This window comes from Cellulosimicrobium marinum, assembly GCF_020551945.1.
Lineage (GTDB): Bacteria > Actinomycetota > Actinomycetes > Actinomycetales > Cellulomonadaceae > Cellulosimicrobium > Cellulosimicrobium marinum.
This window is the reverse complement of the sequence record NZ_JAJBZH010000003.1, coordinates 98594-120674: the sequence shown is the minus strand read 5'-3', so window position 1 is coordinate 120674 and position 22081 is coordinate 98594. Positions and strand designations below refer to the sequence as shown.

Below are 22081 nucleotides of genomic sequence, written 5' to 3'. Positions count from 1 at the left end.
GGGTCGAGTCAGGCCGGGTCGACGAGCCCCCGCGTCCGGTCCCCGGACCGGAGGGCCTGCAGGCGCTCCACCGCCTCGACGAGGACCTCCTCGCGCTTGACGAACGTGAACCGCACGCGCGAGGCGAGGGCGCGGGCCGTCGTCGACCCCGGCGTGCAGAACGCGCTCACCGGGACACCGACCACGCCCGCCAGGGCGGGCAGGGACCGGCACAGGGCGACGCCGTCGTCGAAGCCCAGCGGCGCGCCGTCGGCCACCACGAAGTAGGTGCCCTGCGGCACGACGACACCGAACCCGGCGTCCTCGAGGCCCGCGCACAGCAGGTCACGACGCCGCTCCAGCGAGTCCGCGAGGGCACGCGGCGTCTCGTCCTCGGCGAGGGCGTCCGCGACCGCCGGCTGGAACGGGGCGCCCGACGTGTACGTGAGGAACTGCTTGACCGTCCGTACCGCCGTCACGAGCGGCGCGGGTCCGTGCATCCACCCGACCTTCCACCCGGTGAACGAGAACGTCTTGCCCGCCGACGAGATCGTCAGGGTGCGCTCGCGCATGCCGGGGAGCGTCGCGACGGGGACGTGGGCGACGTCGTCGAACGTCAGGTGCTCGTAGACCTCGTCGGTGACCACGAGGGCGTCGTGGCGGCGGGCCGCCGCCGCGATCGCTTCCAGCTCGTCGAGCGTGAGGACCGTCCCGGTCGGGTTGTGGGGCGAGTTCACCACGACGAGCCGCGTGCGGTCCGTCACGGCCGCGTCCAGCGCGGCGACGTCGAGCCGGAAACGATCGGGTCCCGGGACGAGCGGCACGGTGACGTGCCGCGCACCGGCGAGCGCGATGCACGCCGCGTACGAGTCGTAGAACGGCTCGAGGGTCACGACGTCGTCGCCCGGGCCGGCCAGGGCGAGGATCGTCGCGGCGAGCGCCTCCGTCGCGCCCGTCGTCACGAGGACCTCCGACGCCGGGTCGGGGTCCAGCCCGTAGTGGCGGGACTGGTGGTCCGCGACCGCGTCGCGCAGCCGGAGGATCCCGGGGCCGGGCGGGTACTGGTTGTGCCCGTCCTCGATCGCGCGCTGCGCCGCGTGCTTCACGGGCGGCGGGCCGTCGACGTCCGGGAAGCCCTGCCCGAGGTTGATCGCGCCCGTGCGCCGCGCGAGGTCCGTCATCTCCGCGAACACCGTCGAGGCGACCGTGCCGTCCGCGCCGAGCAGGCCCGTCGCACGGGCCGCGTCCTGCCATCGGCCGCGGGGGAGACCGGTCGTGGGAGCCATGCCCCGACAGTACCGGCGCGACGTCCCCGCAGGCCGCTGACCAGCATGCAAGACGACGCCCGGCCGAGATCCGCACGATTCCGCGCCTCCCGCGGCACTGTCCACAGGGGCGCGTGCCGACGAGCGTCGCCGTGCCCTACTCTCTGGCGCAGATCGCCACAGACCCGGCACCGGGTCGCCCGGTCGGAGAGCAGGGGGAACTCTCGGATGTCCGTCGACGCGCGCCCGGTCGCGCTGCTGGAGAGCGAGGTGCGCGAGCTCGTCCGACGCCGCGGCGTGGACCCGGCCCGCGACCGCGCCGCCGTCGACCGCCTCGTGCGCGACGCCATCGCCGACTACGAGACGCGCAGCGCGCTCGGTGCCGTCACCCCGCTCGCCGACCCGGCTGCCGCCGGGCGGGCCGTCCTCGACGCCGTCGCCGGGCTCGGGCCCCTCCAGCAGTACCTCGACGACCCGGAGGTCGAGGAGATCTGGATCAACGCCCCGCACCAGGTTTTCGTCGCCCGCCGCGGCGAGCCCGAGCTCACCACGACCATCCTCACCGCCCAGCAGGTGCGCGACCTCGTCGAGCAGATGCTGCGCTCGTCCGGCCGCCGTCTCGACCTGTCCAGCCCGTTCGTCGACGCGTCGCTGCCCGGCGGCGAGCGGCTCCACGTCGTCATCCCCGACGTCACGCGCGAGCACTTCGCCGTCAACGTCCGCAAGCACGTCGTGCGGGCCACGAGCCTCGACGACATGGTGCGGCTCGGGTCGCTCACCGCGCACGCCGCCGCGTTCCTCGACGCGTCCGTGCGCGCCGGGCTCAACATCCTCGTGGCGGGCGCGACCCAGGCCGGGAAGACGACAATGCTCAACGCCCTCGCCGGGTCCGTCCCGGCCACCCAGCGCGTCATCACGTGCGAGGAGGTGTTCGAGCTCCGGTTCGCCGTGCGCGACGTCGTCTCGATGCAGTGCCGCCAGCCCAGCCTCGAGGGAACCGGTGAGATCCCGCTGCGCCGGCTCGTCAAGGAGGCGCTGCGGATGCGCCCCGACAGGATCGTCATCGGCGAGGTCCGCGAGGCGGAGAGCTTCGACCTGCTCATCGCGTTGAACGCCGGTGTCCCGGGCATGTGCACCCTGCACGCCAACTCGGCGCGGGAGGCGATCGCGAAGATGTGCGCGCTGCCGCTGCTCGCGGGGGAGAACGTCTCGGACCGGTTCGTCGTCCCGACCGTCGCGTCGGCGGTCGACCTCGTGGTGCACCTCGGGACGGACGCGTCGGGCCGCCGCGGAGTGCGCGAGATCCTCGGGGTGCCCGGTCGCGTGGAGCAGGGCGTCGTCGAGACCTCCGAGCTGTTCGTGCGGTCGGGGGACCGGCTCGTGCGCGCCGACGGCTACCCGCCCGCCGCCGACCGCTTCGCGCGGGCCGGGATCGACCTCGCGGCGCTGCTGCGCGACGACCGCGGCCACGTCCTGGCGCATTCTCCCGTCGAGACCTGGGCGGGGGTGCGCTGACGTGGGAGTGGTGGTCGGTCTCCTGCTCGGGGCGGGGCTGCTCAGCGTGTGGTGGTCCTTCTGGGAGCCGGGCCCACGCCGCGCGCGCGGCGCCGACGGCTGGGCCGCCCGGACGCAGGACCTCCTGGTCCAGGCGGGTGCCCCGTCGGTGACGCCGGGCGGGCTCGTGGGCGCGAGCGTCGGCGTCGGGCTCGTCGTCCTCGTGGTCGCGAGCGTCCTGACCCGGTCGCTGACGATCGCGACGTGCTTCGCCGTCATGGCGGCCGTGGCGCCCGGCGTCCTCGTCCGGTCCCGTGCCCGACGGCGCCGCGCCCGGCTGCGCGACGTGTGGCCCGAGGTCGTCGACCACCTCGCGTCCGGCGTGCGGGCCGGTCTGTCGCTGCCCGAGGCCGTCGGTCAGCTCGGCGACCGCGGCCCTGTCGAGCTGCGCGAGCCGTTCCTGCGCTTCGCGCGCGACTACCGGGCCACCGGCAGGTTCGGCGACAGCCTCGACGCCCTCAAGGAACGCCTCGCCGACCCCGTCGCGGACCGCATCGTCGAGGCGCTGCGGCTCACCCGCGACGTCGGCGGGACAGACCTCGGCCGGCTCCTGCGCACCCTCTCGACGTTCCTGCGCGACGACGCCCGCACCCGCGGCGAGCTGGAGGCCCGCCAGTCCTGGACCGTCAACGGCGCCCGCCTGGCCGTGGCCGGCCCGTGGGTCGTCCTCGGCTTCCTCGCGACCCGCGCCGAGACCGCGGCGGCGTACAACACCGTCACCGGGGGCCTGGTCCTCGCCGGGGGTGCCGCCTGCACCGTCGTCGCCTACCAGCTCATGCTGCGGATCGGGCGGTTGCCCGAGGAGGAGAGGGTCCTGCGATGAACGACGTCTCCTGGCTCGGCGCCGCGATCGGTGCTCTCGGCGGTCTCGGGCTCGTCCTCGTGGTCAGCGCGGTCCGGGGCCGCGCGATCCGGCTCGACGAACGTCTCGCCCCCTACCTGCGCCTGCAGGACGGGACGTCCGCGCTGCTGCGGGACCAGCCCGTCCACACCCCGTTCCCCACGATCGAACGTCTCCTCGCGCCGTGGGTGGCCGACGCGGCGCGCGCGCTCGACCGCCTGGGCTCGACACGTGCCGACGTGCGACGCCGCCTCGACCGCGCGGGCCGGACGGAGAGCGTCGACCAGTTCCGCGCCCGCCAGCTCCTGTGGGGCGTGCTCGGCCTCGCAGCCGGGACGGCCCTCGCCGTCGTGCTCGCCGCGACCCGGGGGTCGTCCCCGGTCGCGCTCGTGCTGCTCGTGCTGGTCTGCGGTGTCGTGGGCGTCGTCGGGTGCGACCAGCACCTGACGCGGACCGTGCGCCGCCGGGAGGACCGCATGCTCGCGGAGTTCCCCACCGTCGCCGAGCTGCTCGCCCTGTCGGTCAGCGCAGGGGAGGGACCCGTCGCGGCGCTCGACCGGGTCGCGTCCACCGCTCGGGGCGAGCTGTCCGGCGAGCTCGCGACGACCCTCGCGGCCGTGCGGGCGGGCGCACCCCTCACGCGTGCCCTCGAACAGCTCGCCGACCGCACGGCGCTCCCCAGCCTCACCCGCTTCGCCGAGGGCGTCGCGGTCGCCGTGGAACGGGGGACGCCGCTCGCCGAGGTGCTGCGCGCCCAGGCGCAGGACGTGCGCGAGACCGGTCGGCGCGCGCTCATGGAGTCCGGCGGGCGCAAGGAGGTCCTGATGATGGTCCCGGTGGTGTTCCTCATCCTCCCGGTGACCGTCGTGTTCGCGATCTTCCCGTCCGTGGCGACGCTGCGGCTCGGGTTCTGACCTGGTGGGACGAGTCTCCCGGGTTCTGGCCCGGCGGGACGACGGGCGGCCGACGGTCGGTCGCCCCGACGGAAGGATGGACGGATGCAGGGGTGGGCGGTCAAGGTCGCACGAGGGGCGCACGGCGTCGTCGGCGGGACGGTGCGTCGTGTCGCCGGTGGTGACCGGGAGCGGGGGGACGTCCCCGGCTGGGTCCTCATCACGTTGATGACGGCAGGCCTGGTCATCGCGCTGTGGGCGGTCGCCGGGCCGGCGCTCACGGCGGCGTTCAGCGACGCGATCAGCAGCGTCGGCGGGCCGTGACGGCGACGAGGGACGCGCCGGCGAGCCGGGAGTCCGGGTCGGCGGTCGTCGACTTCACGCTCGTGTCGATCCTCGTCCTGGTGCTGTTCCTCGGTGTGGTCCAGGTCGCGCTGGCCCTGCACGTGCGCTCGACCGTGATCGACAGCGCGGCGGAGGGTGCTCGCGTGGCGGGGCGTGCGGATCGCGGGCCCGCCGACGGGGTGGCGCGGACCCGCCAGCTCGTCGCGGCGGCGCTGTCCGACCGGTACGCGCGGGACGTCGTGGCGCGGGAGACCACGGTCGACGGCCTGCGGGTCGTGGAGGTGACGGTGACGGCGCCCCTGCCCGTCGTCGGGCTGCTCGGTCCGTCGGGGTCGCTCACGGTCTCGGGACGGGCGCTGGAGGAGGGGACGTGATCGTGCGCGAGGGCGTCGAGGGCGTCGAGGGCGTCGAGGGCACGGACGGGGAACGGGGCAACGCGGTCGTCGAGTTCCTCGGTCTCGCCCTGGTCCTGCTGCTGCCGGTGATGTACCTGGTGCTCACGCTGGGCCGGGTCCAGGCGGCGACGTTCGCGGTGGAGGGCGCGGCCCGGGAGTCGGCGCGCGCGTTCGTCACGGCGTCGTCGTCGGCGGACGGCGCGGAGCGTGCCGTGGTGGCGGTGGGCCTCGCGCTCGCCGACCAAGGTTTCGACGAGGCGGACCCGGGCAGCGCGCTCGGCGTCTCGTGCTCGGCCGCCGGGTGCCTCGCCCCGGGTGGCTCCGTCGAGACCGTGGTGCGGCTCGACGTCCCCCTGCCGTTCGTCCCCGGGTTCGTCCGGGACGCGGTGCCGTTGTCCGTGCCGGTGGAGGCGCGGCACGTCGTGGACGTCGACGAGTACGCCGCGAGGCGACCGTGAGCGGGCGCCCTGCTCGGCTCCGTTCACGGTTCCGGTCGGATGTCCGGTCTCGGGTCGGGCAGCGCGAGGACGGGCAGGTCATGCTCCTCACGTCGGCCTTCGTCGCCTTCGCCCTGCTTCTCGTGACGGTGGTCGTGAGCGCGACGCAGGTGCACCTGGAACGCAAGCGACTCTTCGACCTGGCGGACTCGCTCGCGCTCACGGCGGCCGACTCGATGACGCACGAGACGTTCTACGTCGGGGCCGCGTCCGTACCCGAGGAGGGCGCCGTGCTCACGCTCACGGACGCCGACGTCCGGGTCGAGGTCGCGACCCATCTGGCGCAGCATCCTGCGGCTCTGGCGGGTCTGACCGACGTGCGGGTCGTGGACGCCTCCACCCCCGACGGCCGGACCGCGGAGGTCGTGCTGACCTCCCGGGCGCGACCCGCGATGATCAGCTGGGTGACGCAGCTCTGGTCAGATGGCATCATCGTGCGTGCGGAGTCTCGCGCGAGAGCGTGGTGAGCCGTCGATCCGTTCGACGACGAACGACCGAAAGAAAGGAACCGGTACGGGGTGCGATGACGCACGCCCCAACCATTCGTTTACTTTCTTAACATTGGTTGACCACTTCTCGTGTCTCTCTGTCAAAACCCATGGTTCGCCGCTATGGTGATCCGGTCCGACAACAACTCCAACGATGGAGAGCAACAACATGAACGCACGAGCAAGGAAGCAGCTCGTCGCCGGGGGTGCCCTCGGTGCGATGCTCATCGGCACGGTCGCCCTGTCGTCCGCCGCCGTCGCAGACCAGGTGGGCGACGACGCGAACGTCGACGTCTCCGTCGAGATCGAGTCCACGGTCGAGCCGGGCAACCTCGCCATGAGCGTGGCCGCCGACGCGACGACGCTGGAGGAGGTCGACTCCTCGGTCGAGGGCACCCGTCAGTTCGACGGCACGCTCCCGGGCGTCACGGTCACCGACACCCGCACCGCGGAGGAGATCCCCGAGGGCAGCGCGTGGTACGTGCTGGGCAGCGCGAGCTCCTTCGTCAACGAGAACGGCGACGAGATCGGTGCCGAGAACCTGGGCTGGACCCCGGCGCTCGTCTCCGAGTCCGAGTCCGGCCTCGTCGACGTCGGCCTGGGTGTCGACCCGGTTCTCGAGGGTGACGGGGGCGGCGACGACGTCGGCCTCGTCGACCAGGACCTCCTGGTCTCCACCTGGGACTCGTCCCTGGCCAACCCCGAGGGTATGTGGACCGCGAACGCCGACCTCACGCTGCGTACGGCTGAGGACGTCGAGGCCGGTTCCTACTCCTCGACGATCACGCTGTCCCTCTTCGAGGACGTCGCCTGATCCGACTCGACGTGTCGCGGCCGGTCACCCGGCCGCACGCCGAGCAGCTCCACGGCGGGTCGCCCCGGCGCCCGGGGTCCCCCCGGGCGACGGGCGGCCCGCCGTCGTCGTGACAGAAGGAAATGCACCCCGTGACCACAGCACGCCACCCCGCGGGCACCTGCGCCGCCGGAACTGCACCACGCCGCCGTCGGGGCCTGCCGCCGCGACCGGTCCGCCGCGGTCTCGCGGCAGTGGCGGCGACGCTCGTCGCACTGCTGCCCGCGGCGACGTCCACCGCCCTCCCCGTCGCGGCCGACGCCGCTGCGGTTCCGAGCAGCACGAGCCTCGCCGCCCATCTCCCGGCCGACACCGAGGACGTCATCACGTGGAGCGTCACGCCCGCGGACGAGGACGGGCCCGACGGCCGCCGCTGGGTCGACCTGGAGGCGGACCCGGGCGCGACCCTCACGGAGCACCTCGCGGTGACGAACTTCGGCGACGTCCCGGCCACCTTCGCGCTCACCGCGGCCGACGGCTACCTGACCGCCAACGGACGGTTCAACATGCTGCCGTCGGACCAGGAGTCCACGGCGGCGGGGACGTGGTTCACCGTCCAGGACGAGGTCGAGGTCGACCCCGACGAGACGGTCGTCGTGCCATACACGATCGCGGTCCCCGCGAACGCGACACCGGGTGACCACCCCGCCGGGGTCGCCGCGTCGATCCGCAGCACCAGCACGGGGGAGGGGGGCACCAACCTCGGTGTCGAGAGCCGGGTCGGCTTCCGCGTGACCACCCGCGTCACGGGCGAGGTGCAGCCCGTGCTCGTGGTCGACGACGTGCGGGCCTCCTACACGCCGTCGTGGAACCCGTTCGCCGCGGGCGACCTGCGGGTGTCCTACGACGTCGTGAACGAGGGCAACGTCCGCCTCGGGGCGGACGGCACCGTGGAGGCGTCCGGCCTGTTCGGGCTGCTGTCGCGGGACGCTGACGCCGAGCCGCTCACGGAGGTCCTCCCGGGCGGCTCGCTGGCGAGCACGGTCGACGTCGACCAGGTGTGGCCGCTCGGGCCCGTGACGACGACGGTCACGCTCACGCCCGTCCCGGTCGCGGACGACGAGATCGAGGCGGCGCTGGACCCGGTGACCGTCTCGGTGACGACGTGGGCGATCCCGTGGCCGCAGCTGCTCCTCGCGGCGATCGTCGTGGTGATCGTCCTCGGCGTCCGCGACGAGCGGCGCCGGCGGCGCAAGCGTCTCGACGCGATGCTGGCCAGGGCCCGGGACGAGGGGCGCCGGTCCGCAGGGGGCGACGACGCGCCGTCGGGCACGTCGGTGAGCACGGGGACGGGCGGCCCGGGCGCCTGAGCGGGCGGCGCGCCGTCGGGCACGGGGTCGCTCCTGCCCGACGGCGCCCGGCACCCGGGTGGTCGCGTAACCTTGAACCTCGTGGCCACCATCGACTTCCCGACCGAGATCAAGGCGCTGCGGAGCACGCTCCAGTCCATCGAGAGCGTGAGCGACCCGGAGGCGCTGCGCGCGACGATCGCCGACCTGTCGGAGAAGGCGTCCGCGCCGGACCTGTGGGACGACCCGGAGGCCGCGCAGAAGGTGACGTCGGCCCTGTCGGCGGCGCAGTCGGAGCTGGACCGGGTGAAGAAGCTCGGGCAGCGCATCGACGACGTCGAGACCCTGGTCGAGATGGGCCAGGAGATGGAGGACGAGGACACCCTCGTCGAGGCGGAGACCGAGGTCGCCGCGATCCGCAAGGATCTCGACCAGCTCGAGGTCCGCACCCTGCTGGCCGGTGAGTACGACGCGCGCGAGGCCGTCGTGACGATCCGCGCGGGCGCGGGCGGCGTCGACGCGGCCGACTTCGCCGAGATGCTCCTGCGCATGTACCTGCGCTGGGCCGAGCGGCACGGGTACGCGACGACGGTGCTCGACACGTCGTACGCCGAGGAGGCGGGCCTGAAGTCGGCGACGTTCGAGGTGAAGGCGCCCTACGCGTTCGGGCACCTGTCGGTCGAGGCGGGCACGCACCGCCTCGTGCGCATCTCGCCGTTCGACAATCAGGGTCGCCGGCAGACGTCGTTCGCCGCGGTCGAGGTGATCCCCCTGATCGAGCAGACGGACTCGATCGAGATCCCGGAGTCGGAGATCAAGGTCGACGTGTTCCGCTCCTCCGGGCCGGGCGGGCAGTCGGTCAACACGACGGACTCGGCGGTGCGCATGACGCACATCCCCACCGGCATCGTCGTGTCGATGCAGAACGAGAAGTCGCAGATCCAGAACCGTGCGGCGGCGCTGCGCGTCCTGCAGTCCCGCCTGCTGCTCGTGCGGCAGGAGGAGGAGAACGCGAAGAAGAAGGAGCTCGCGGGCGACATCAAGGCGAGCTGGGGCGACCAGATGCGCTCCTACGTGCTGCAGCCGTACCAGATGGTCAAGGACCTGCGCACGGAGCACGAGGTCGGCAACCCGTCGTCGGTGTTCGACGGCGACATCGACGACTTCATCGAGGCCGGCATCCGGTGGCGCCGGGGAGCGCAGCAGGCGAGCTGACCCGCGTGAGGCGCACGCGAAGGCGCACGCACGAGCGACCGGGCGGATGACTCGGGCAACGGTCCGATGCGCGATGGTGCGGCGTGTCCGACGCGGCCGCGCGCGAGGGGATGCCTAGTCTCGGGATCGTCCGGCGACTCGTTTCGCTCCCTGACCCGAGAGTTGTGCCTGCCGTGATCCGCTTCGAGAACGTCACCAAGGTCTACGCGCGCGGCGCCCGGCCCGCCGTGGACGACGTGTCCCTGGAGGTCCGGCGCGGCGAGTTCGTGTTCCTCGTCGGCGCGTCCGGCTCGGGGAAGTCCACGTGCCTGCACCTCGTGCTGCGCGAGGAGCGTCCGACGTCGGGCAAGGTGTTCGTCGCGGGCCGCGAGCTCGGGGCGCTGTCGAGCTGGAAGGTGCCGCACCTGCGCCGCCAGATCGGGGTCGTCTTCCAGGACTTCCGGCTCCTGCCGAACAAGACGGTGTTCGAGAACGTCGCGTTCGCGCTCCAGGTGATCGGCAAGAAGCGTCACACCATCGCGATCACCGTGCCGGAGACGCTGGAGATGGTCGGTCTGGCCGGCAAGGAGAAGCGGCGGCCCCACGAGCTGTCCGGCGGCGAGCAGCAGCGCGTCGCGATCGCGCGCGCGATGGTGAACCGGCCGCCGATCCTCCTCGCCGACGAGCCGACGGGCAACCTCGACCCGACCACGTCGCTCGGCATCATGCGGCTGCTCGACCGCATCAACCGCACGGGCACGACGGTCGTCATGGCGACCCACGACCACGAGATCGTCAACCAGATGCGGCGCCGCGTCGTCGAGCTCGACACCGGCCGCCTCGTGCGCGACCAGGCGCACGGCGCCTACGGCGCGCGGGGTCAGGTGATCCCCGACCCGACGGTCCCGCCGGCGCAGGACACGCCCGACGGCGTCCCTGAGCCGCCGCTCGACGGCGAGCCGGAGGAGACCGCGCAGCCGGACGCCCCCGTGTCGACGCCGACGGCGGTCGTACGCCGCGAGAGCGCCCTCAAGGCGCGGCGGCACGCCCGCGCGACGGCGGGGGAGTGACGCCGTGCGCCTCCAGTTCATCCTCACCGAGATCGGGCAGGGCCTGCGTCGGAACCTGTCGATGACGGTCTCGGTCGTGCTGGTCACGTTCGTCTCGCTGACCTTCGTCGGCGCGTCGCTGCTGCTCCAGACGCAGATCGACAAGCTCAAGGACGACTGGTACGACAAGGTCGAGGTGTCCGTCTTCCTGTGCCCCACGGGTTCCGCCGAGCCGACGTGCGCGGGCGGCGAGGCGAGCCCGGAGCAGATCGCCGGGCTGGAGGACGTGTTCGAGGGCGAGCTCGGAGACGAGATCGAGACGGTGTACTTCGAGTCGAAGGACGACGCCTTCGCCGCGTTCACGGAGCGCTACCCCGACGGCTACCTCGGCACCCAGCTCACCGTCGAGGACATGCAGGCCTCGTTCCGGCTGAAGCTCACGGACCCGCAGAACTACGAGGTCGTCAACGACGTCCTCACCGGCCGGGCCGGGGTCGAGGTCGTCGAGGACCAGCGACGCATCTTCGACTCGCTCTTCCTGGCCCTCAACCGGGCGTCCCTCCTGGCCGCAGGACTGGCCGCCGTGATGCTGCTCGCCGCCGTGCTCCTCATCACGACGACGATCCGCCTGTCCGCGCTGAGCCGGCGGCGCGAGACGGGCATCATGCGGCTCGTCGGCGCCTCGAACCTCTTCATCCAGCTCCCGTTCCTGCTCGAGGGGGCGATCGCCGCCGTCGTGGGGGCGCTGCTCGCCGTCGGCGGCCTGTGGGTGGGGGTGAAGTACCTCGTGACGGACTGGCTCTCGCAGTCCGTGACGTGGGTCGCGTACGTCGACGAGGCCGACGTCCTGACGATCGCGCCGGTGCTCGTCGGCATCGCGTTCCTCCTGGCGGCCATCTCCTCGGTCGTCACGCTCAACCGCCACACGAGGGTGTGACATGACCTCCACGCGTCCCGCGCGCACCGGCGCGCCCCGTCCCGCACGCTCCCCGCGCCGCGTCCTCGCGGCGGTCCTCGCCACCGTGGTCCTCGTGACCGCCGGCGTCACCGGGGCCAGCGCGGACGACATCGACGACCGCCGTGCCGCCGCCGAGCGCCGCCAGCAGGAGATCCTCGGCAACCGCGAGACGCTGCAGGCCGAGCTGGAGGGCACCGACGCCCAGCTGCAGCAGGCGGTGCTCGACCTGCAGGAGATCGAGGCGCGGCTCCCCGTCGCGCAGGCCGAGCTCGAGGCCGCGCAGGCGGAGGTCGAACGCACGCAGCGCGAGGCCGAGCTGCTGGCCCAGCGGCTCGAGGACGCGCTCGTGCAGGAGGCGTCGATCAGCCAGGAGATCCAGCAGAGCGCGACCGAGGTCGACGACGCGCGGGCGAGCATCGCGGAGATGGCCCGCAGCGCCTACCGCGGCGCGGGCGACGTGTCGAGCCTCGGCGTCGTCACCGGTGCCCAGAGCACGGAGGAGTTCATCGAGGAGTACGCCGTCTCCACGACGGCGGCGCGCAGCCAGGCCCGCACCCTGCAGGACATGCAGGAGGCCGAGGCCGTGGCGCGCAACCGCGAGGCGCGGCTCACCGCCGTGCGCGAGACGATCGCCGACCTCAAGGCGCAGGCCGACGCGAACGTCGTCGAGGCGGAGGCGGCGCGCAAGGAGGCGGCCGACCGCAAGGCCGAGGTCGAGCAGCTCATCGTCGAGCAGGAGGCGAAGAAGGCGACGATCGAGGACCGCAAGGCCGCGGCGCTCGCCCAGATCGAGCAGAACGAGGCGGACCAGGCCGCGTTGCAGTCCGAGCTCAAGGGCATCATCGCCGAGCAGGCGGAGCGGGACCGGCGGCTCGCGGAGGAGGCGGAGAAGCGGCGCCAGGAGGAGGAGCGGCGCCGCCAGGAGCAGCAGAACCAGGGCGGCGGCTCGGGCAGCGGTTCCGGCGGGAGCTCCGGAGGAGGCAGCGGCGGGGGAGGCGGCGGGACCACCGCGCCGCCGACGTCGAGCGGGTTGTCGTACCCCACCGCCGTCCCGCACATCACGTCGAACTACGGCATGCGCCTGCACCCGACGCTCGGCATCTGGCGACTGCACGCCGGCACCGACTTCCGCGCCTACTGCGGGACGCCGATCATCGCGTCCGCGTCGGGCACCGTCCTGTTCGCGCGCCGCTACGGGGGCCTCGGCAACCAGGTGCTCGTCAACCACGGCATCATGGGGGGGCAGAGCGTCATGACGAGCTACAACCACCTGTCCCGGTTCGCGGTCTCACCGGGGCAGCGCGTCAACAAGGGCGACACCGTCGGGTACTCGGGCAACACCGGGACCTCGAGCGCGTGCCACCTCCACTTCGAGGTGTACGTGGACGGCAACACCGTCGACCCCATGAGCCGCCTCTGAGCGACGGGTTCGCCCGCGGGATAATCGGTACCGGGCGCCGTCGGGCACCCGTACGCTGGTGGGCCGGCGCGCACCGCGCAGCACGCACCACCCTGCCCGGGGACGCGGGCCGAGGACGACGAGGACGGTAGGACGAGATGGCGAAGGACAGCGGCCGCAAGGTCGTCGCCAGCAACCGCAAGGCACGCCACGACTACGTCATCGAGGACGTGTACGAGGCGGGGATCGTCCTGTCCGGCACCGAGGTGAAGGCGCTCCGCATGGGGCGGGCGTCGCTCGTCGACGGGTACGTCGGCGTCGACCGGGGCGAGGCGTGGCTCGAGAACGTCCACATCCCCGAGTACACCGAGGGCACGTGGAACAACCACGCGCCGCGCCGCAAGCGCAAGCTCCTGCTCCACAAGGAGGAGATCCTGCGGCTCGAGGCGAAGGTCCGCGAGAAGGGCCACACGGTCGTCCCGCTGCAGCTCTACTTCCTCGACGGGCGCGCCAAGGTCGAGATCGCTCTCGCCCGCGGCAAGAAGGAGTACGACAAGCGTCAGGCGCTGCGGGAGAAGCAGGACAACCGCGAGGCGCAGCGTGCCATGCGCCAGCGCGAGATGCGCTGACCCGCTGCTGCTCGTCACCGCACCGGACGCGGCCCGGGCGCGCCCGTACCGGGAGTGGTGGGTACGGACGCGGCGTCGTACGGTCGGTGGGTCCGCCCGGCCGGGCGGCCCTCCCCACCGCCGACAGGAGCACTCGATGGTCTCGCTGCGCCAGTACCTCCCGCGTCTCGCCGCCGGGGCGTTCATCCTCAACTCGGGCCTGAGCAAGCGCGGCGCCGACGACGAGACGGCGCGCGGCATCCACGGGATGGCCGCGGGGACCTACTCGTTCCTCGGCGACGTCGAGCCCCAGCAGTTCACCCGGACCCTCTCGACCGCCGAGATCGCCCTGGGTGCCGCCCTCGTCACGCCGTTCGTGCCGACGGCGCTCGTCGCCCCCGCGCTCGGGGCCTTCTCCGCCGGGCTCGTCGGCATGTACCTCAACACCCCCGGGATGACGCGGGAGGACGGAGTCCGGCCGACCGAGCAGGGGACAGGGCTCGCCAAGGACGTCTTCCTGCTTGGCATCGCGGGCGGGCTGCTCGCCGACGTCCTCGGCCGGAAGAAGTAGCCGGACGCGCACGGCCCCGTTCGCCCGCGGAAAAAACCGCGCGACCTGCGCGGTACATCACGTAGGCTGGACCTGCTGCCGCACCACCGGGTCCGCCCGACGGGACGGCAGTGGTTGACAACTGCACAGGGGGTGATCGGTTTCGACGGTGGTCGTGCTTCGAGGAGAAGCGGGCCGAGGATGCAGGCTTATCTCGTTAACGATGTCTGCGAACCACAGGTGCCGATAACAAGCGCACCGACTTCGCCCTCGCCGCCTGAGCGAGCCCCGAAGTCCGTCAGCCCGGGCTAGCTTCCGTCCCGGATCCTGGCGTCATCCAGGAAGCCACTGCTCGTAGCCCTCGTCATCGGGGCTGCGGGGACTTCTAGGTGACTGAGCCCGTCCGCACCTTGTCCGTGTGAGTGCGGGGGCCGAGAAAAACGACAGCGGACTGCGCCCGGAGAAGTCCTCGATCGGCGTCACCGGACCGGGGTTCGATTCCCCGCACCTCCACCAGCGGCACGGCCCGCACCCCGCCCGGGGTGCGGGCCGTCGTCGTCCCCGGCCCTCGCCACGAGCCGGGGACGACGAGCGTCGGCACCTGCCGCGCGCCCGTCACCATCCGTGCCGCGCCCTGACGGCCTCCGCCTCGGCCCCGTCGAGCCACTGCAGGACCAGCGCCCGACCCCCGAGGACCGTGCTGGTCGTCCCGCGGCTCACCGCGGGAGCGTCGGGGTCGTCGCAGTACACGTCCTCGTCACCCGGCGCGTCGAAGCACGCCCGCCACTGCAGCCGCGGCTCGGGGTTGACGTGCCGGGGGAAGGCGTGCGGGCCGACCGTGTCCCAGTGCGTGCAGACCCGCGTCACCAGGTGCCCGACGGCGCGCGCCCCCTCGGTGCGTGGGTCCCCGACCCACAGGCGGGCCACGTCGCCGGGCCGGCTCCGCATCGGGTCCGACGCAGAGGCCGTCGCAGAGGCTGTCGGAGCGGCCGTCGAAGAGGCCGTCGGAGTGGCCTTCCGAGCGGTCGGGGTGTCAGTCACGGTCCGCGCCCACGAGCGGCGGTGCCCCGCGCGCGGGCACGCCCTGCTCCTGCGCCCCGTCGGCATCCGGGTGGACCGGGCCGTCCGGACGCGCCGGGTCGTCGCCCGTCCCGCGCCCCCCGCCTGCGGCACCGCGCCGGGACCGCCGCACCCACCGCACGACGAGGAGCACGACCCCGGCGACGACCAGCCACGGGAGGAGGGCGCCCAGCCCGACGACGAGACCGTTCAGCGTCGAGAGCAGCGCGTTCCACCCGTTCTGCAGCCCACCGAGGAAGCCGCCGGGCGAGAGCTGCTCGACCGGCGTGACCGCGACGACACTCACGTGCAGCGTCGACATCGCGACCTGCTCGCTGAGCGCAGCCCGCTGCGACTGCAGGGACTCGAGGTCCGCCTGCCGCGACGTGAGCTCCTGCTCCGCAGCGAGCAGGTCCTCCGTCGTCGTCGCGTCACCCATCAGGGTGCGCAGCCGGTCGACCGACGTCGACAGCGCCTCGATCCGCGCGTCGAGGTCCCGCGCGGTGCCCGTGACGTCGACCTCCTCGACCGACAGGTCGCGCACCTCGCCGACCTCGCCCAGCGCGTCGATCGTGGCCGTCGTCCGGTCCGCCGGGACCCGGATCGTCATCTCGGCGCTCGCGGGCGCGTCGCCGTCGGCCGCGCTCTGGTAGCGGGACTCCACGCGGCCGCCGGTGCTCTCCGCGAGGCTCGCGACCTCCTCGACCGCGGCGAGCGGGTCCTCGGCGACGACGGTCGCGGAACCGGTGGTGATGACCTCACGGTCCGCCTCGGCCTGGTCGCTCGCCGCGGAGTCGGCGAGACCCGCGCCGTCGTCCTCGGCGACGGACTCCTCGACGCCCCGGTCGTGGGCCGTACCGACGACGGAACCCGCCTCGGCGTCGGACGCCCCCGAGGTGCAGCCCGCGAGCAGGGCGCCGCCGAGCAGGAGGGCGGCGACGACGGAGAGAGGGTTCGGTCGGCGGTGCATGCTGCGAGCGTAGGGGGCCAACACCGCGAAGCGGACACGTCGTGCCGCATCGTGACCGTGTTGTGAACTGGCCGTGATCTGGCGGTCACCGGCGGGCATGATGGGAGCGTGCTCGTGTGCTGCGGACTGCTGACGCTCGACGTCGTGCAGGGGGTCGACCGACTTCCCGGACCCGACGAGAAGATCGTCGCGCGCAGCCTCGACGCGGCCTTCGGCGGCCCGGCCGCCAACGCGGCGGCGACGGCCGTCGCGCTCGGGGTGCCCGCGCGGCTCGTGGCCGCGGTCGGGACCGGGCCGCTCGCCGACGCCGTCCGCGCCGACGTCGCCGCGGCAGGCGTCGAGCTCGTCGAGGCGCTCGGTCCGGAACGAGCGCGTACCGCGGCACCGGCGGTCTCCACGGTGCTCGTCACCGCGTCCACCGGGGAGCGCGCCGTCGTGAGCACGAACGCGAGCGCGCTGGGGCCCGCGGACGTCGTCGACGACCCGGTGGCGCTCCTCGGCGCCGTCGGCCCGGGCGACGTGCTCCTGCTCGACGGGCACCTCCCCGCGGTCGCGGTCCCGCTCGCGCGGCGGGCCCGGGACGTGGGGTGCGTCGTCGTGCTCGACGCCGGCTCCTCCAAGCCGCGCACCGAGGAGATCCTCGCGCTGTGCGACGCCGTCGTGGCCTCCGCGGACTTCGGGCTCCCCGGCGTGGGGGAGGCGGACCTGCTCGACGCGCTCGCCGCGGCGGGACCGGCGTTCGTCGCGCGCACGCACGGGCCCGACCCGGTGGAGGTGCTCGACGACGGCGTCCGCTGCGTCGTCCCCGTGCCGCCCGCACGCCGGGTGGTGGACACGCTCGGTGCGGGCGACGTGGTGCACGGCGCCTTCGCGGCGTCGCTCGCCCAGGGCGCCGGCCCGCGCGAGGCGCTGGAACGCGCCGTCGTCGTGGCCGCGCGGTCGGTGGAGCACGCGGGGGCTCTCGGGTGGGCGCTCGGAGAGTCGCTCGGAGAGTCGCTCGGAGGGGCGCTCGGAGGGGCGCTCGGAGGGGCGCTCGAGAGGGCGCACGGACGGGCCCGCGACGGGTCGGCAGGGACGTTCGGCGACCGGGGCTGAGGACCTCGGTCCCGGCCGGGGGAACGCTCGGCAACGTTTCGGTAACTCCCGTGACGAGCAGGTTGACACCGTCTTAGTAAAGGCGGTCTACTAACAAACATGACGACGGCAGTCACAGGGAACGGCGCACCGCGCCGACGCCTGAGCACAGGGCTCAGGCCGACCGCGAAGGTGCTCCCCGAGCACGCGCGGGCGCACAACCGCTCCCTCGTGCTGCAGCACCTCTTCCACGAGGGCCCCACGTCGCGTGCCGACCTCGCCCGGGCGACCTCGCTCACGCGGGTCACCATCTCCGACCTCGTCTCCGTGCTCATCGCCGAGGGACTGGTGGAGGAGCTCGGTGTCCGTCCCGGGCAGCGCGTCGGCAAGCCCGCCATCCTCGTCGGGATGCGCACGAGCGCCTACCAGATCGTCTCCGTCGACCTCACGGACGACGAGGTCATGCGCGGCGCGGTCCTCACCCTCACGGGCGACTTCGTGGTCCGGCAGAGCCTGGCCGTCGACGGTCGCACGGGCGACGAGCTGGTCGACCTGCTGACCCGGTTCTGCCGCGGCCTCATCGCCGCGGGCACGCAGCCCGTCATCGGCGTGGGCATCGGCTCCCCCGGTGTGGTCGACGCGGACGGCCGGGTCGTCGAGGCGCCGAACCGTCGCTGGTACGACGTCCCCCTCGCGGAGCAGCTCACCGAGCGGCTCGGCCTGGCGGTCCACGTCGCGAACGACGCCAACATCGCCGCGCTGGGGGAGTTCACGTTCGGCGGTGCGTCCGGCACCGGCCTGCTCGTGCTCACCGTGGGCGAGGGTGTCGGCGCGGGCATCATGGTGGACGGCTCGCGCATCCACGGCCACGGCGACGCGGCGGGCGAGCTCGGCCACGTGACCGTCGTCGACGACGGCGACCTCTGCGCCTGCGGGCGCCGGGGCTGCCTGGAGACCGTCCTGTCCGTCCCGGCGCTGCGGCGTGCGGTCGACGGGCTCGACACCGAGGCTGCCGACGCCGCGCTGGCGTCGGTCGGCAGGACGCTGGGCATCGCCCTGGCTCCTGTCGTGAGCGCCCTCAACCTCGCGGAGATCCTCGTCAGCGGTCCGGCGGACCTGCTCGACGGGTCCCTGCGGGAGACGGCGTTCGAGACCATCCGTGCCCGCACGATGCCGGCGATCGGCCGTGATCTGCGGGTCCGCATGGCGACGCTCGACGAAGACGTGGTCCTTGCCGGGGCCGCCGTCCTCGTCCTGTCCGGACAGCTGGGGGTCTCATGAGACCTCGTCGAACCTGACCCCCCTGCCCGACCGGGAGGACCGACCCACGCGGTCCGACCGATCACCACGAACCCCCGGGCACCCCAGTGCAGCACCCGCCCGGTCCGCAGTACCCCTGCACACCGTGAATTACGCAGGGCCCCTGCCACACCTCGGGTGGCGTCACCGACGCCGCCACACAGAAACACCGAGAGGAAGCACCCAGTGAAGAGGAACCGCCTCGTCGCCACCTCCGTGGCGTCGACCATCACCCTGGCACTCGCGCTGACCGCCTGCGGCTCCGGCTCCGGCACGGACGACGACAACGGGTCCGGCGAGGAGACCGCTGCGAGCGGCGAGGTCCGCGTCTGGCTCGTCGGCTCGGACACGCCCGACGCCGCGCGCGAGTACCTCACGACGACGTTCGAGGACGCCAACCCGGGCAGCACGCTCACGATCGAGGAGCAGTCCTGGACGGGCCTCGTCGACAAGCTCACGACCGCGCTCTCCGGCTCGGACAGCCCCGACATCGTCGAGGTCGGCAACACGCAGTCCGCCGCGTTCACCTCGGCCGGCTACTTCCGTGAGATCACCGCCGAGGAGTTCGAGTCCTACGGTGGCGACGACCTGCTCCCCGCGTTCGTCGAGGCCGGCACCTGGGACGAGAAGCACTACGCCCTGCCCTACTACGCGGGCTCGCGCGTCGTGTTCTACTCCCCGCAGGTCACGGGTGACACGCCCGTGCCGACGACGCTCGACGAGTACGTCGACAACGCCAAGGCGATGACGACGGACTCGGTCTCGGGCCTCTACTGGCCGGGCCAGGACTGGTACAACGCGCTCCCGTTCGTCTGGGAGAACGGCGGCTTCATCGCCGAGCAGGCCGAGGACGGCACGTGGGAGGCGGGCTTCTCCTCGGAGGGTGGCCTCGCCGGTCTCGAGCAGGTCGCGGACCTCATGAAGAACGCGTCGCTCGCGCCGAAGGACGGTCAGGAGACCGACCTGCAGGTGCCGTTCTGCGAGGGCAAGGTCGGCTACCTCTCGGCGCCGACGTGGATCCAGTGGTCCATCAAGGCTCCTGAGGACGCCGAGACGCCGGGCTGCGAGTCGACCTACGGCTCCGACCTCACCGCGATGCCCCTGCCCGGCAAGGACGGCGGCACGGCCACCGTCTTCGGTGGTGGCTCGAACCTCGCCGTCGCGTCGAAGTCGAACAACCCGGAGCTCGCGGTCTCGGCCTACGAGATCATGATGAGCGACGAGTACCAGACCATCCTCGCGGAGAACGGCCTCATCCCGGCCAAGACCTCGCTCGCCGAGAAGGTCCCCACGGACAACCCGATCGCCCAGGCCGGTGTCGAGGTGTCGAAGAACACGAAGGTCACGCCCGTGTCGCCCCGCTGGGCCGACGTCGAGGCGCAGAACGTGCTCCAGACGGCGTTCACCCGCATCGCCAACGGTGACGACGTGAAGGCCGTCGCCGAGGAGCTGGACGCCAAGATCGAGGAGATCCTCAACAGCTGAGCCGCCCGGTGCCGCCGCGGGACCCTCGGGGCGGCACCGGACGCTCGGTCCGTCAGGGGTGGGTGCTCCTCCCGGAGCCCCCACCCCTGCGCATGACGCGACCCGTTCGCGTCGCCCGCGCACCACCCGCGCACCCCTCGACGGAGTGAGGAAATGAGCTCAACCACCCTCGAACCCCGGACCGCGTCGCCGCGCGCGGACTCGCGGAAGAAGTCCACGCGGCGCCCTCCGGTCCTCCCGTGGGGCCTCCTCGTCCCCAGCCTCGTCGTGCTGGGGGTCATGGTCGGCTACCCCCTCGTCCGACTGTTCGTCATGTCCTTCCAGGAGTACGAGCGCGCTCAGCTGATGGGCGTGCCGGCGGAGTGGGTGGGCTTCGACAACTACGTCGAGGTCCTCACGGACGTCGACGGCTTCTGGACCGTCCTGCTGCGCAGCTTCGTGCTCATGGTCGTGTGGGTGGCGCTCACCCTCCTCCTGGGCACCCTCGTCGCGCTGCTGATGATGCGCCTCAACAAGGGCTTCCGGACGCTCGTCTCCGTGGGCCTGCTGCTGGCCTGGGCCATGCCGCCGCTGGCCGGCACGATCGTCTGGGGCTGGCTCTTCGACACCGAGTACGGCGTCGTCAACAACCTGCTGACGAAGATCACCGGCGACAACTGGATGGGCCACTCGTGGCTCCTCAACCCGATCCAGTTCTTCCTCATCCTCACCCTGATCATCGTCTGGGGTGCCGTGCCCTTCGTCGCGTTCACGCTGTACGCCGGCCTGACGCAGATCCCTGGCGAGGTCCTCGAGGCCGCGCAGCTCGACGGCACGTCCCCGCTGCAGCGCTTCCGCCTCATCATGGTCCCGTACGTGCGCAGCATCTACACGGTCCTCATCGTCCTGTCGATCATCTGGGACCTGCGGGTGTTCACCCAGGTCTACGCGCTGCAGGGCATCGGCGGTGACCGCGAGAAGACGAACACCATCGGCGTGTACATCTACCAGATGGGCATGGCCCAGGGGCACTACGGCGTCGCCGGCGCGATCGCGGTGATCTTCGTGTTCATCATGCTCGGCATCTCGTTCTACTACGTGCGCCGGACCGTCCGGGAGGAAGAACTGTGAGCACCATCTCCACCCCGGCCGCCCCGGTGCGGCACGCGGCGACCCCCGTGCGGGACGTCCCGCGGCGCAGCAAGGACACGCAGCGCAAGAAGACGGCGAACGTCCTCTACTCGATCCTCGCCGTGATCGTCTTCATCGCGTCGATCTTCCCGGTCTACTGGATGATCAACACGTCGTTCCTGCCGACGAACCTCATCCGCGGAACGGACCTGCACTTCTTCCCGACGCCCGACGTCTTCACCACCGCGAACTACGTGAACGTGTGGACGGACGACTCCCGTGCACCGCTCCCGCCGGCCCTGGGGAACTCCATCGGGGTCACCTTCATCACCCTCGTGGTGACGATGGTCCTCGGCTTCCTCGCCTCCCTCGCCATCACGCGCTTCTCCTTCAAGGGCCGCAAGGCGTTCATCGTCGCGATCCTCGTGGTCCAGATGATCCCGGGCGAGGCCATGATGATCTCGATCTTCCGGATCATCGACGGCTGGCAGATGCTCAACACGATCATGGGTCTGGCGATCATCTACATCTCGGCGGTCCTGCCGTTCACGATCTGGACCCTGCGCGGGTTCGTGCACGGCGTCCCGGCGGAGCTCGAGGAGGCGGCCATGATCGACGGCTGCTCCCGGCCGAAGGCGTTCTGGAAGATCACCTTCCCGCTCCTGGCCCCCGGCCTCGTCGCGACCGGCGTGTTCGCCTTCATCCAGGCCTGGAACGAGTTCCTCATGGCGCTGATCATCATGCAGCGTCCGGAGTCGATGACCCTGCCCGTCTGGCTGCGCACGTTCCAGCAGGCCACGCAGGCGACCAACTGGGGCGCGCTCATGGCCGGCTCGGTGATCGTCGCCATCCCGGTGGTCATCTTCTTCGTCATCGTCCAGGGTCGTATGACCGGTGGTCTCGTCTCGGGTGCGGTGAAGGGCTGAC

General features: G+C 72.5%; 22 protein-coding genes, 1 other RNA gene and 1 pseudogene. 21 read left to right on the top strand and 3 right to left on the bottom strand.

Going from position 1 to position 22081, the window contains the following annotated elements; genetic code table 11:
- Positions 1–8: 8 nt before the first annotated feature.
- A complete protein-coding gene (locus tag LGQ04_RS07785) occupies positions 9–1265 on the bottom strand; it encodes a pyridoxal phosphate-dependent aminotransferase (RefSeq protein ID WP_229243136.1) in 1257 nt (418 codons plus the stop codon).
- Positions 1266–1472: 207 nt separating this feature from the next.
- Between LGQ04_RS07785 and LGQ04_RS07780 the strand changes: the two genes are divergently transcribed.
- From LGQ04_RS07780 to ssrA, 16 genes and pseudogenes are all read left to right on the top strand, one after another.
- Positions 1473–2759, top strand: coding sequence for a TadA family conjugal transfer-associated ATPase (locus LGQ04_RS07780; protein ID WP_229243135.1), 1287 nt, complete (start codon positions 1473–1475; stop codon positions 2757–2759).
- A 1-nt stretch (position 2760) separates the two neighbouring features.
- Positions 2761–3621, top strand: a complete 861-nt coding sequence (locus tag LGQ04_RS07775) for a type II secretion system F family protein (protein ID WP_229243134.1) — start codon at positions 2761–2763, stop codon at positions 3619–3621.
- On the top strand, positions 3618–4553 hold the full coding sequence (locus LGQ04_RS07770) for a type II secretion system F family protein (protein ID WP_229243133.1): 936 nt from the start codon (positions 3618–3620) through the stop codon (positions 4551–4553). The genes LGQ04_RS07775 and LGQ04_RS07770 overlap by 4 nt, the downstream gene beginning before the upstream one ends.
- A gap of 84 nt (positions 4554–4637) precedes the next feature.
- A complete protein-coding gene (locus LGQ04_RS07765; RefSeq protein ID WP_229243132.1) occupies positions 4638–4856 on the top strand; it encodes a hypothetical protein in 219 nt (72 codons plus the stop codon).
- On the top strand, positions 4853–5251 hold the full coding sequence (locus tag LGQ04_RS07760) for a TadE/TadG family type IV pilus assembly protein (protein WP_229243131.1): 399 nt from the start codon (positions 4853–4855) through the stop codon (positions 5249–5251). The genes LGQ04_RS07765 and LGQ04_RS07760 overlap by 4 nt, the downstream gene beginning before the upstream one ends.
- Entirely contained in the window at positions 5248–5730 is a 483-nt protein-coding gene (locus LGQ04_RS07755) for a pilus assembly protein (protein WP_229243130.1), read from the top strand. The genes LGQ04_RS07760 and LGQ04_RS07755 overlap by 4 nt, the downstream gene beginning before the upstream one ends.
- Before the next feature lie 80 nt (positions 5731–5810).
- Entirely contained in the window at positions 5811–6236 is a 426-nt protein-coding gene (locus LGQ04_RS07750) for a pilus assembly protein TadG-related protein (RefSeq protein WP_229243129.1), read from the top strand.
- Positions 6237–6411: 175 nt separating this feature from the next.
- Entirely contained in the window at positions 6412–7071 is a 660-nt protein-coding gene (locus LGQ04_RS07745) for a hypothetical protein (protein ID WP_229243128.1), read from the top strand.
- A gap of 131 nt (positions 7072–7202) precedes the next feature.
- Entirely contained in the window at positions 7203–8420 is a 1218-nt protein-coding gene (locus tag LGQ04_RS07740; protein ID WP_229243127.1) for a DUF916 domain-containing protein, read from the top strand.
- Positions 8421–8501: 81 nt separating this feature from the next.
- The gene (gene prfB / locus LGQ04_RS07735; protein ID WP_229243126.1) at positions 8502–9614 is read left to right on the top strand and encodes a peptide chain release factor 2; all 1113 of its coding nucleotides are present in this window, start codon (positions 8502–8504) and stop codon (positions 9612–9614) included.
- Between the two features lie 173 nt (positions 9615–9787).
- Positions 9788–10468, top strand: a pseudogene (gene ftsE / locus LGQ04_RS07730) (cell division ATP-binding protein FtsE); the annotation flags it as partial.
- A gap of 199 nt (positions 10469–10667) precedes the next feature.
- Positions 10668–11579 carry a permease-like cell division protein FtsX gene (ftsX, locus tag LGQ04_RS07725; RefSeq protein WP_229243125.1) on the top strand — a complete coding sequence of 304 codons (912 nt, stop codon included), beginning with the start codon at positions 10668–10670 and terminating at the stop codon, positions 11577–11579.
- A 1-nt stretch (position 11580) separates the two neighbouring features.
- Positions 11581–13020, top strand: coding sequence for a peptidoglycan DD-metalloendopeptidase family protein (locus LGQ04_RS07720; RefSeq protein ID WP_229243124.1), 1440 nt, complete (start codon positions 11581–11583; stop codon positions 13018–13020).
- Between the two features lie 137 nt (positions 13021–13157).
- Complete coding sequence (gene smpB / locus LGQ04_RS07715) at positions 13158–13628, top strand: SsrA-binding protein SmpB (RefSeq protein WP_229243123.1); 471 nt, start codon at positions 13158–13160, stop codon at positions 13626–13628.
- A 136-nt stretch (positions 13629–13764) separates the two neighbouring features.
- On the top strand, positions 13765–14178 hold the full coding sequence (locus LGQ04_RS07710) for a hypothetical protein (protein ID WP_229243122.1): 414 nt from the start codon (positions 13765–13767) through the stop codon (positions 14176–14178).
- A gap of 128 nt (positions 14179–14306) precedes the next feature.
- Positions 14307–14673: a transfer-messenger RNA gene (ssrA, locus tag LGQ04_RS07705) on the top strand.
- A gap of 99 nt (positions 14674–14772) precedes the next feature.
- On the opposite strand, the gene LGQ04_RS07700 is transcribed toward ssrA, so the two are convergent.
- Positions 14773–15105, bottom strand: a complete 333-nt coding sequence (locus tag LGQ04_RS07700) for a hypothetical protein (RefSeq protein ID WP_229243121.1) — start codon at positions 15103–15105, stop codon at positions 14773–14775.
- Between the two features lie 85 nt (positions 15106–15190).
- Entirely contained in the window at positions 15191–16186 is a 996-nt protein-coding gene (locus LGQ04_RS07695) for a DUF4349 domain-containing protein (protein ID WP_229243120.1), read from the bottom strand.
- Between the two features lie 108 nt (positions 16187–16294).
- Here LGQ04_RS07695 and LGQ04_RS07690 point away from each other — a divergent pair, with 108 nt between their 5' ends.
- The 5 genes from LGQ04_RS07690 to LGQ04_RS07670 all read left to right on the top strand — a co-directional run bounded on the left by LGQ04_RS07690 (position 16295) and on the right by LGQ04_RS07670 (position 22080).
- Positions 16295–17281, top strand: coding sequence for a PfkB family carbohydrate kinase (locus LGQ04_RS07690; RefSeq protein ID WP_229243119.1), 987 nt, complete (start codon positions 16295–16297; stop codon positions 17279–17281).
- A 99-nt stretch (positions 17282–17380) separates the two neighbouring features.
- Positions 17381–18541: an ROK family transcriptional regulator gene (locus tag LGQ04_RS07685; RefSeq protein WP_229243118.1), complete on the top strand. Its 1161-nt coding sequence runs from the start codon at positions 17381–17383 to the stop codon at positions 18539–18541.
- Positions 18542–18745: 204 nt separating this feature from the next.
- A complete protein-coding gene (locus LGQ04_RS07680) occupies positions 18746–20044 on the top strand; it encodes an extracellular solute-binding protein (protein ID WP_229243117.1) in 1299 nt (432 codons plus the stop codon).
- 153 nt (positions 20045–20197) lie between these two features.
- Positions 20198–21154 carry a carbohydrate ABC transporter permease gene (locus tag LGQ04_RS07675; protein WP_229243116.1) on the top strand — a complete coding sequence of 319 codons (957 nt, stop codon included), beginning with the start codon at positions 20198–20200 and terminating at the stop codon, positions 21152–21154.
- Positions 21151–22080 (top strand): carbohydrate ABC transporter permease, encoded by a 930-nt coding sequence (locus tag LGQ04_RS07670; RefSeq protein ID WP_308016377.1) that lies wholly within the window; start codon positions 21151–21153, stop codon positions 22078–22080. The genes LGQ04_RS07675 and LGQ04_RS07670 overlap by 4 nt, the downstream gene beginning before the upstream one ends.
- The last annotated feature ends 1 nt before the right edge of the window (position 22081 follow it).

Coding starts and splice junctions, on each gene's coding strand:
- LGQ04_RS07675 (WP_229243116.1), top strand. CDS start 20,198: ATGAGCTCAACCACCCTCGAACCCCGGACCGCGTCGCCGCGCGCGGAC.
- LGQ04_RS07695 (WP_229243120.1), bottom strand. CDS start 16,186: ATGCACCGCCGACCGAACCCTCTCTCCGTCGTCGCCGCCCTCCTGCTC.
- LGQ04_RS07785 (WP_229243136.1), bottom strand. CDS start 1,265: ATGGCTCCCACGACCGGTCTCCCCCGCGGCCGATGGCAGGACGCGGCC.
- LGQ04_RS07765 (WP_229243132.1), top strand. CDS start 4,638: ATGCAGGGGTGGGCGGTCAAGGTCGCACGAGGGGCGCACGGCGTCGTC.
- LGQ04_RS07745 (WP_229243128.1), top strand. CDS start 6,412: ATGGAGAGCAACAACATGAACGCACGAGCAAGGAAGCAGCTCGTCGCC.
- LGQ04_RS07750 (WP_229243129.1), top strand. CDS start 5,811: ATGCTCCTCACGTCGGCCTTCGTCGCCTTCGCCCTGCTTCTCGTGACG.
- LGQ04_RS07770 (WP_229243133.1), top strand. CDS start 3,618: ATGAACGACGTCTCCTGGCTCGGCGCCGCGATCGGTGCTCTCGGCGGT.
- LGQ04_RS07685 (WP_229243118.1), top strand. CDS start 17,381: ATGACGACGGCAGTCACAGGGAACGGCGCACCGCGCCGACGCCTGAGC.
- LGQ04_RS07780 (WP_229243135.1), top strand. CDS start 1,473: ATGTCCGTCGACGCGCGCCCGGTCGCGCTGCTGGAGAGCGAGGTGCGC.
- smpB (WP_229243123.1), top strand. CDS start 13,158: ATGGCGAAGGACAGCGGCCGCAAGGTCGTCGCCAGCAACCGCAAGGCA.
- LGQ04_RS07720 (WP_229243124.1), top strand. CDS start 11,581: ATGACCTCCACGCGTCCCGCGCGCACCGGCGCGCCCCGTCCCGCACGC.
- LGQ04_RS07710 (WP_229243122.1), top strand. CDS start 13,765: ATGGTCTCGCTGCGCCAGTACCTCCCGCGTCTCGCCGCCGGGGCGTTC.
- LGQ04_RS07700 (WP_229243121.1), bottom strand. CDS start 15,105: ATGCGGAGCCGGCCCGGCGACGTGGCCCGCCTGTGGGTCGGGGACCCA.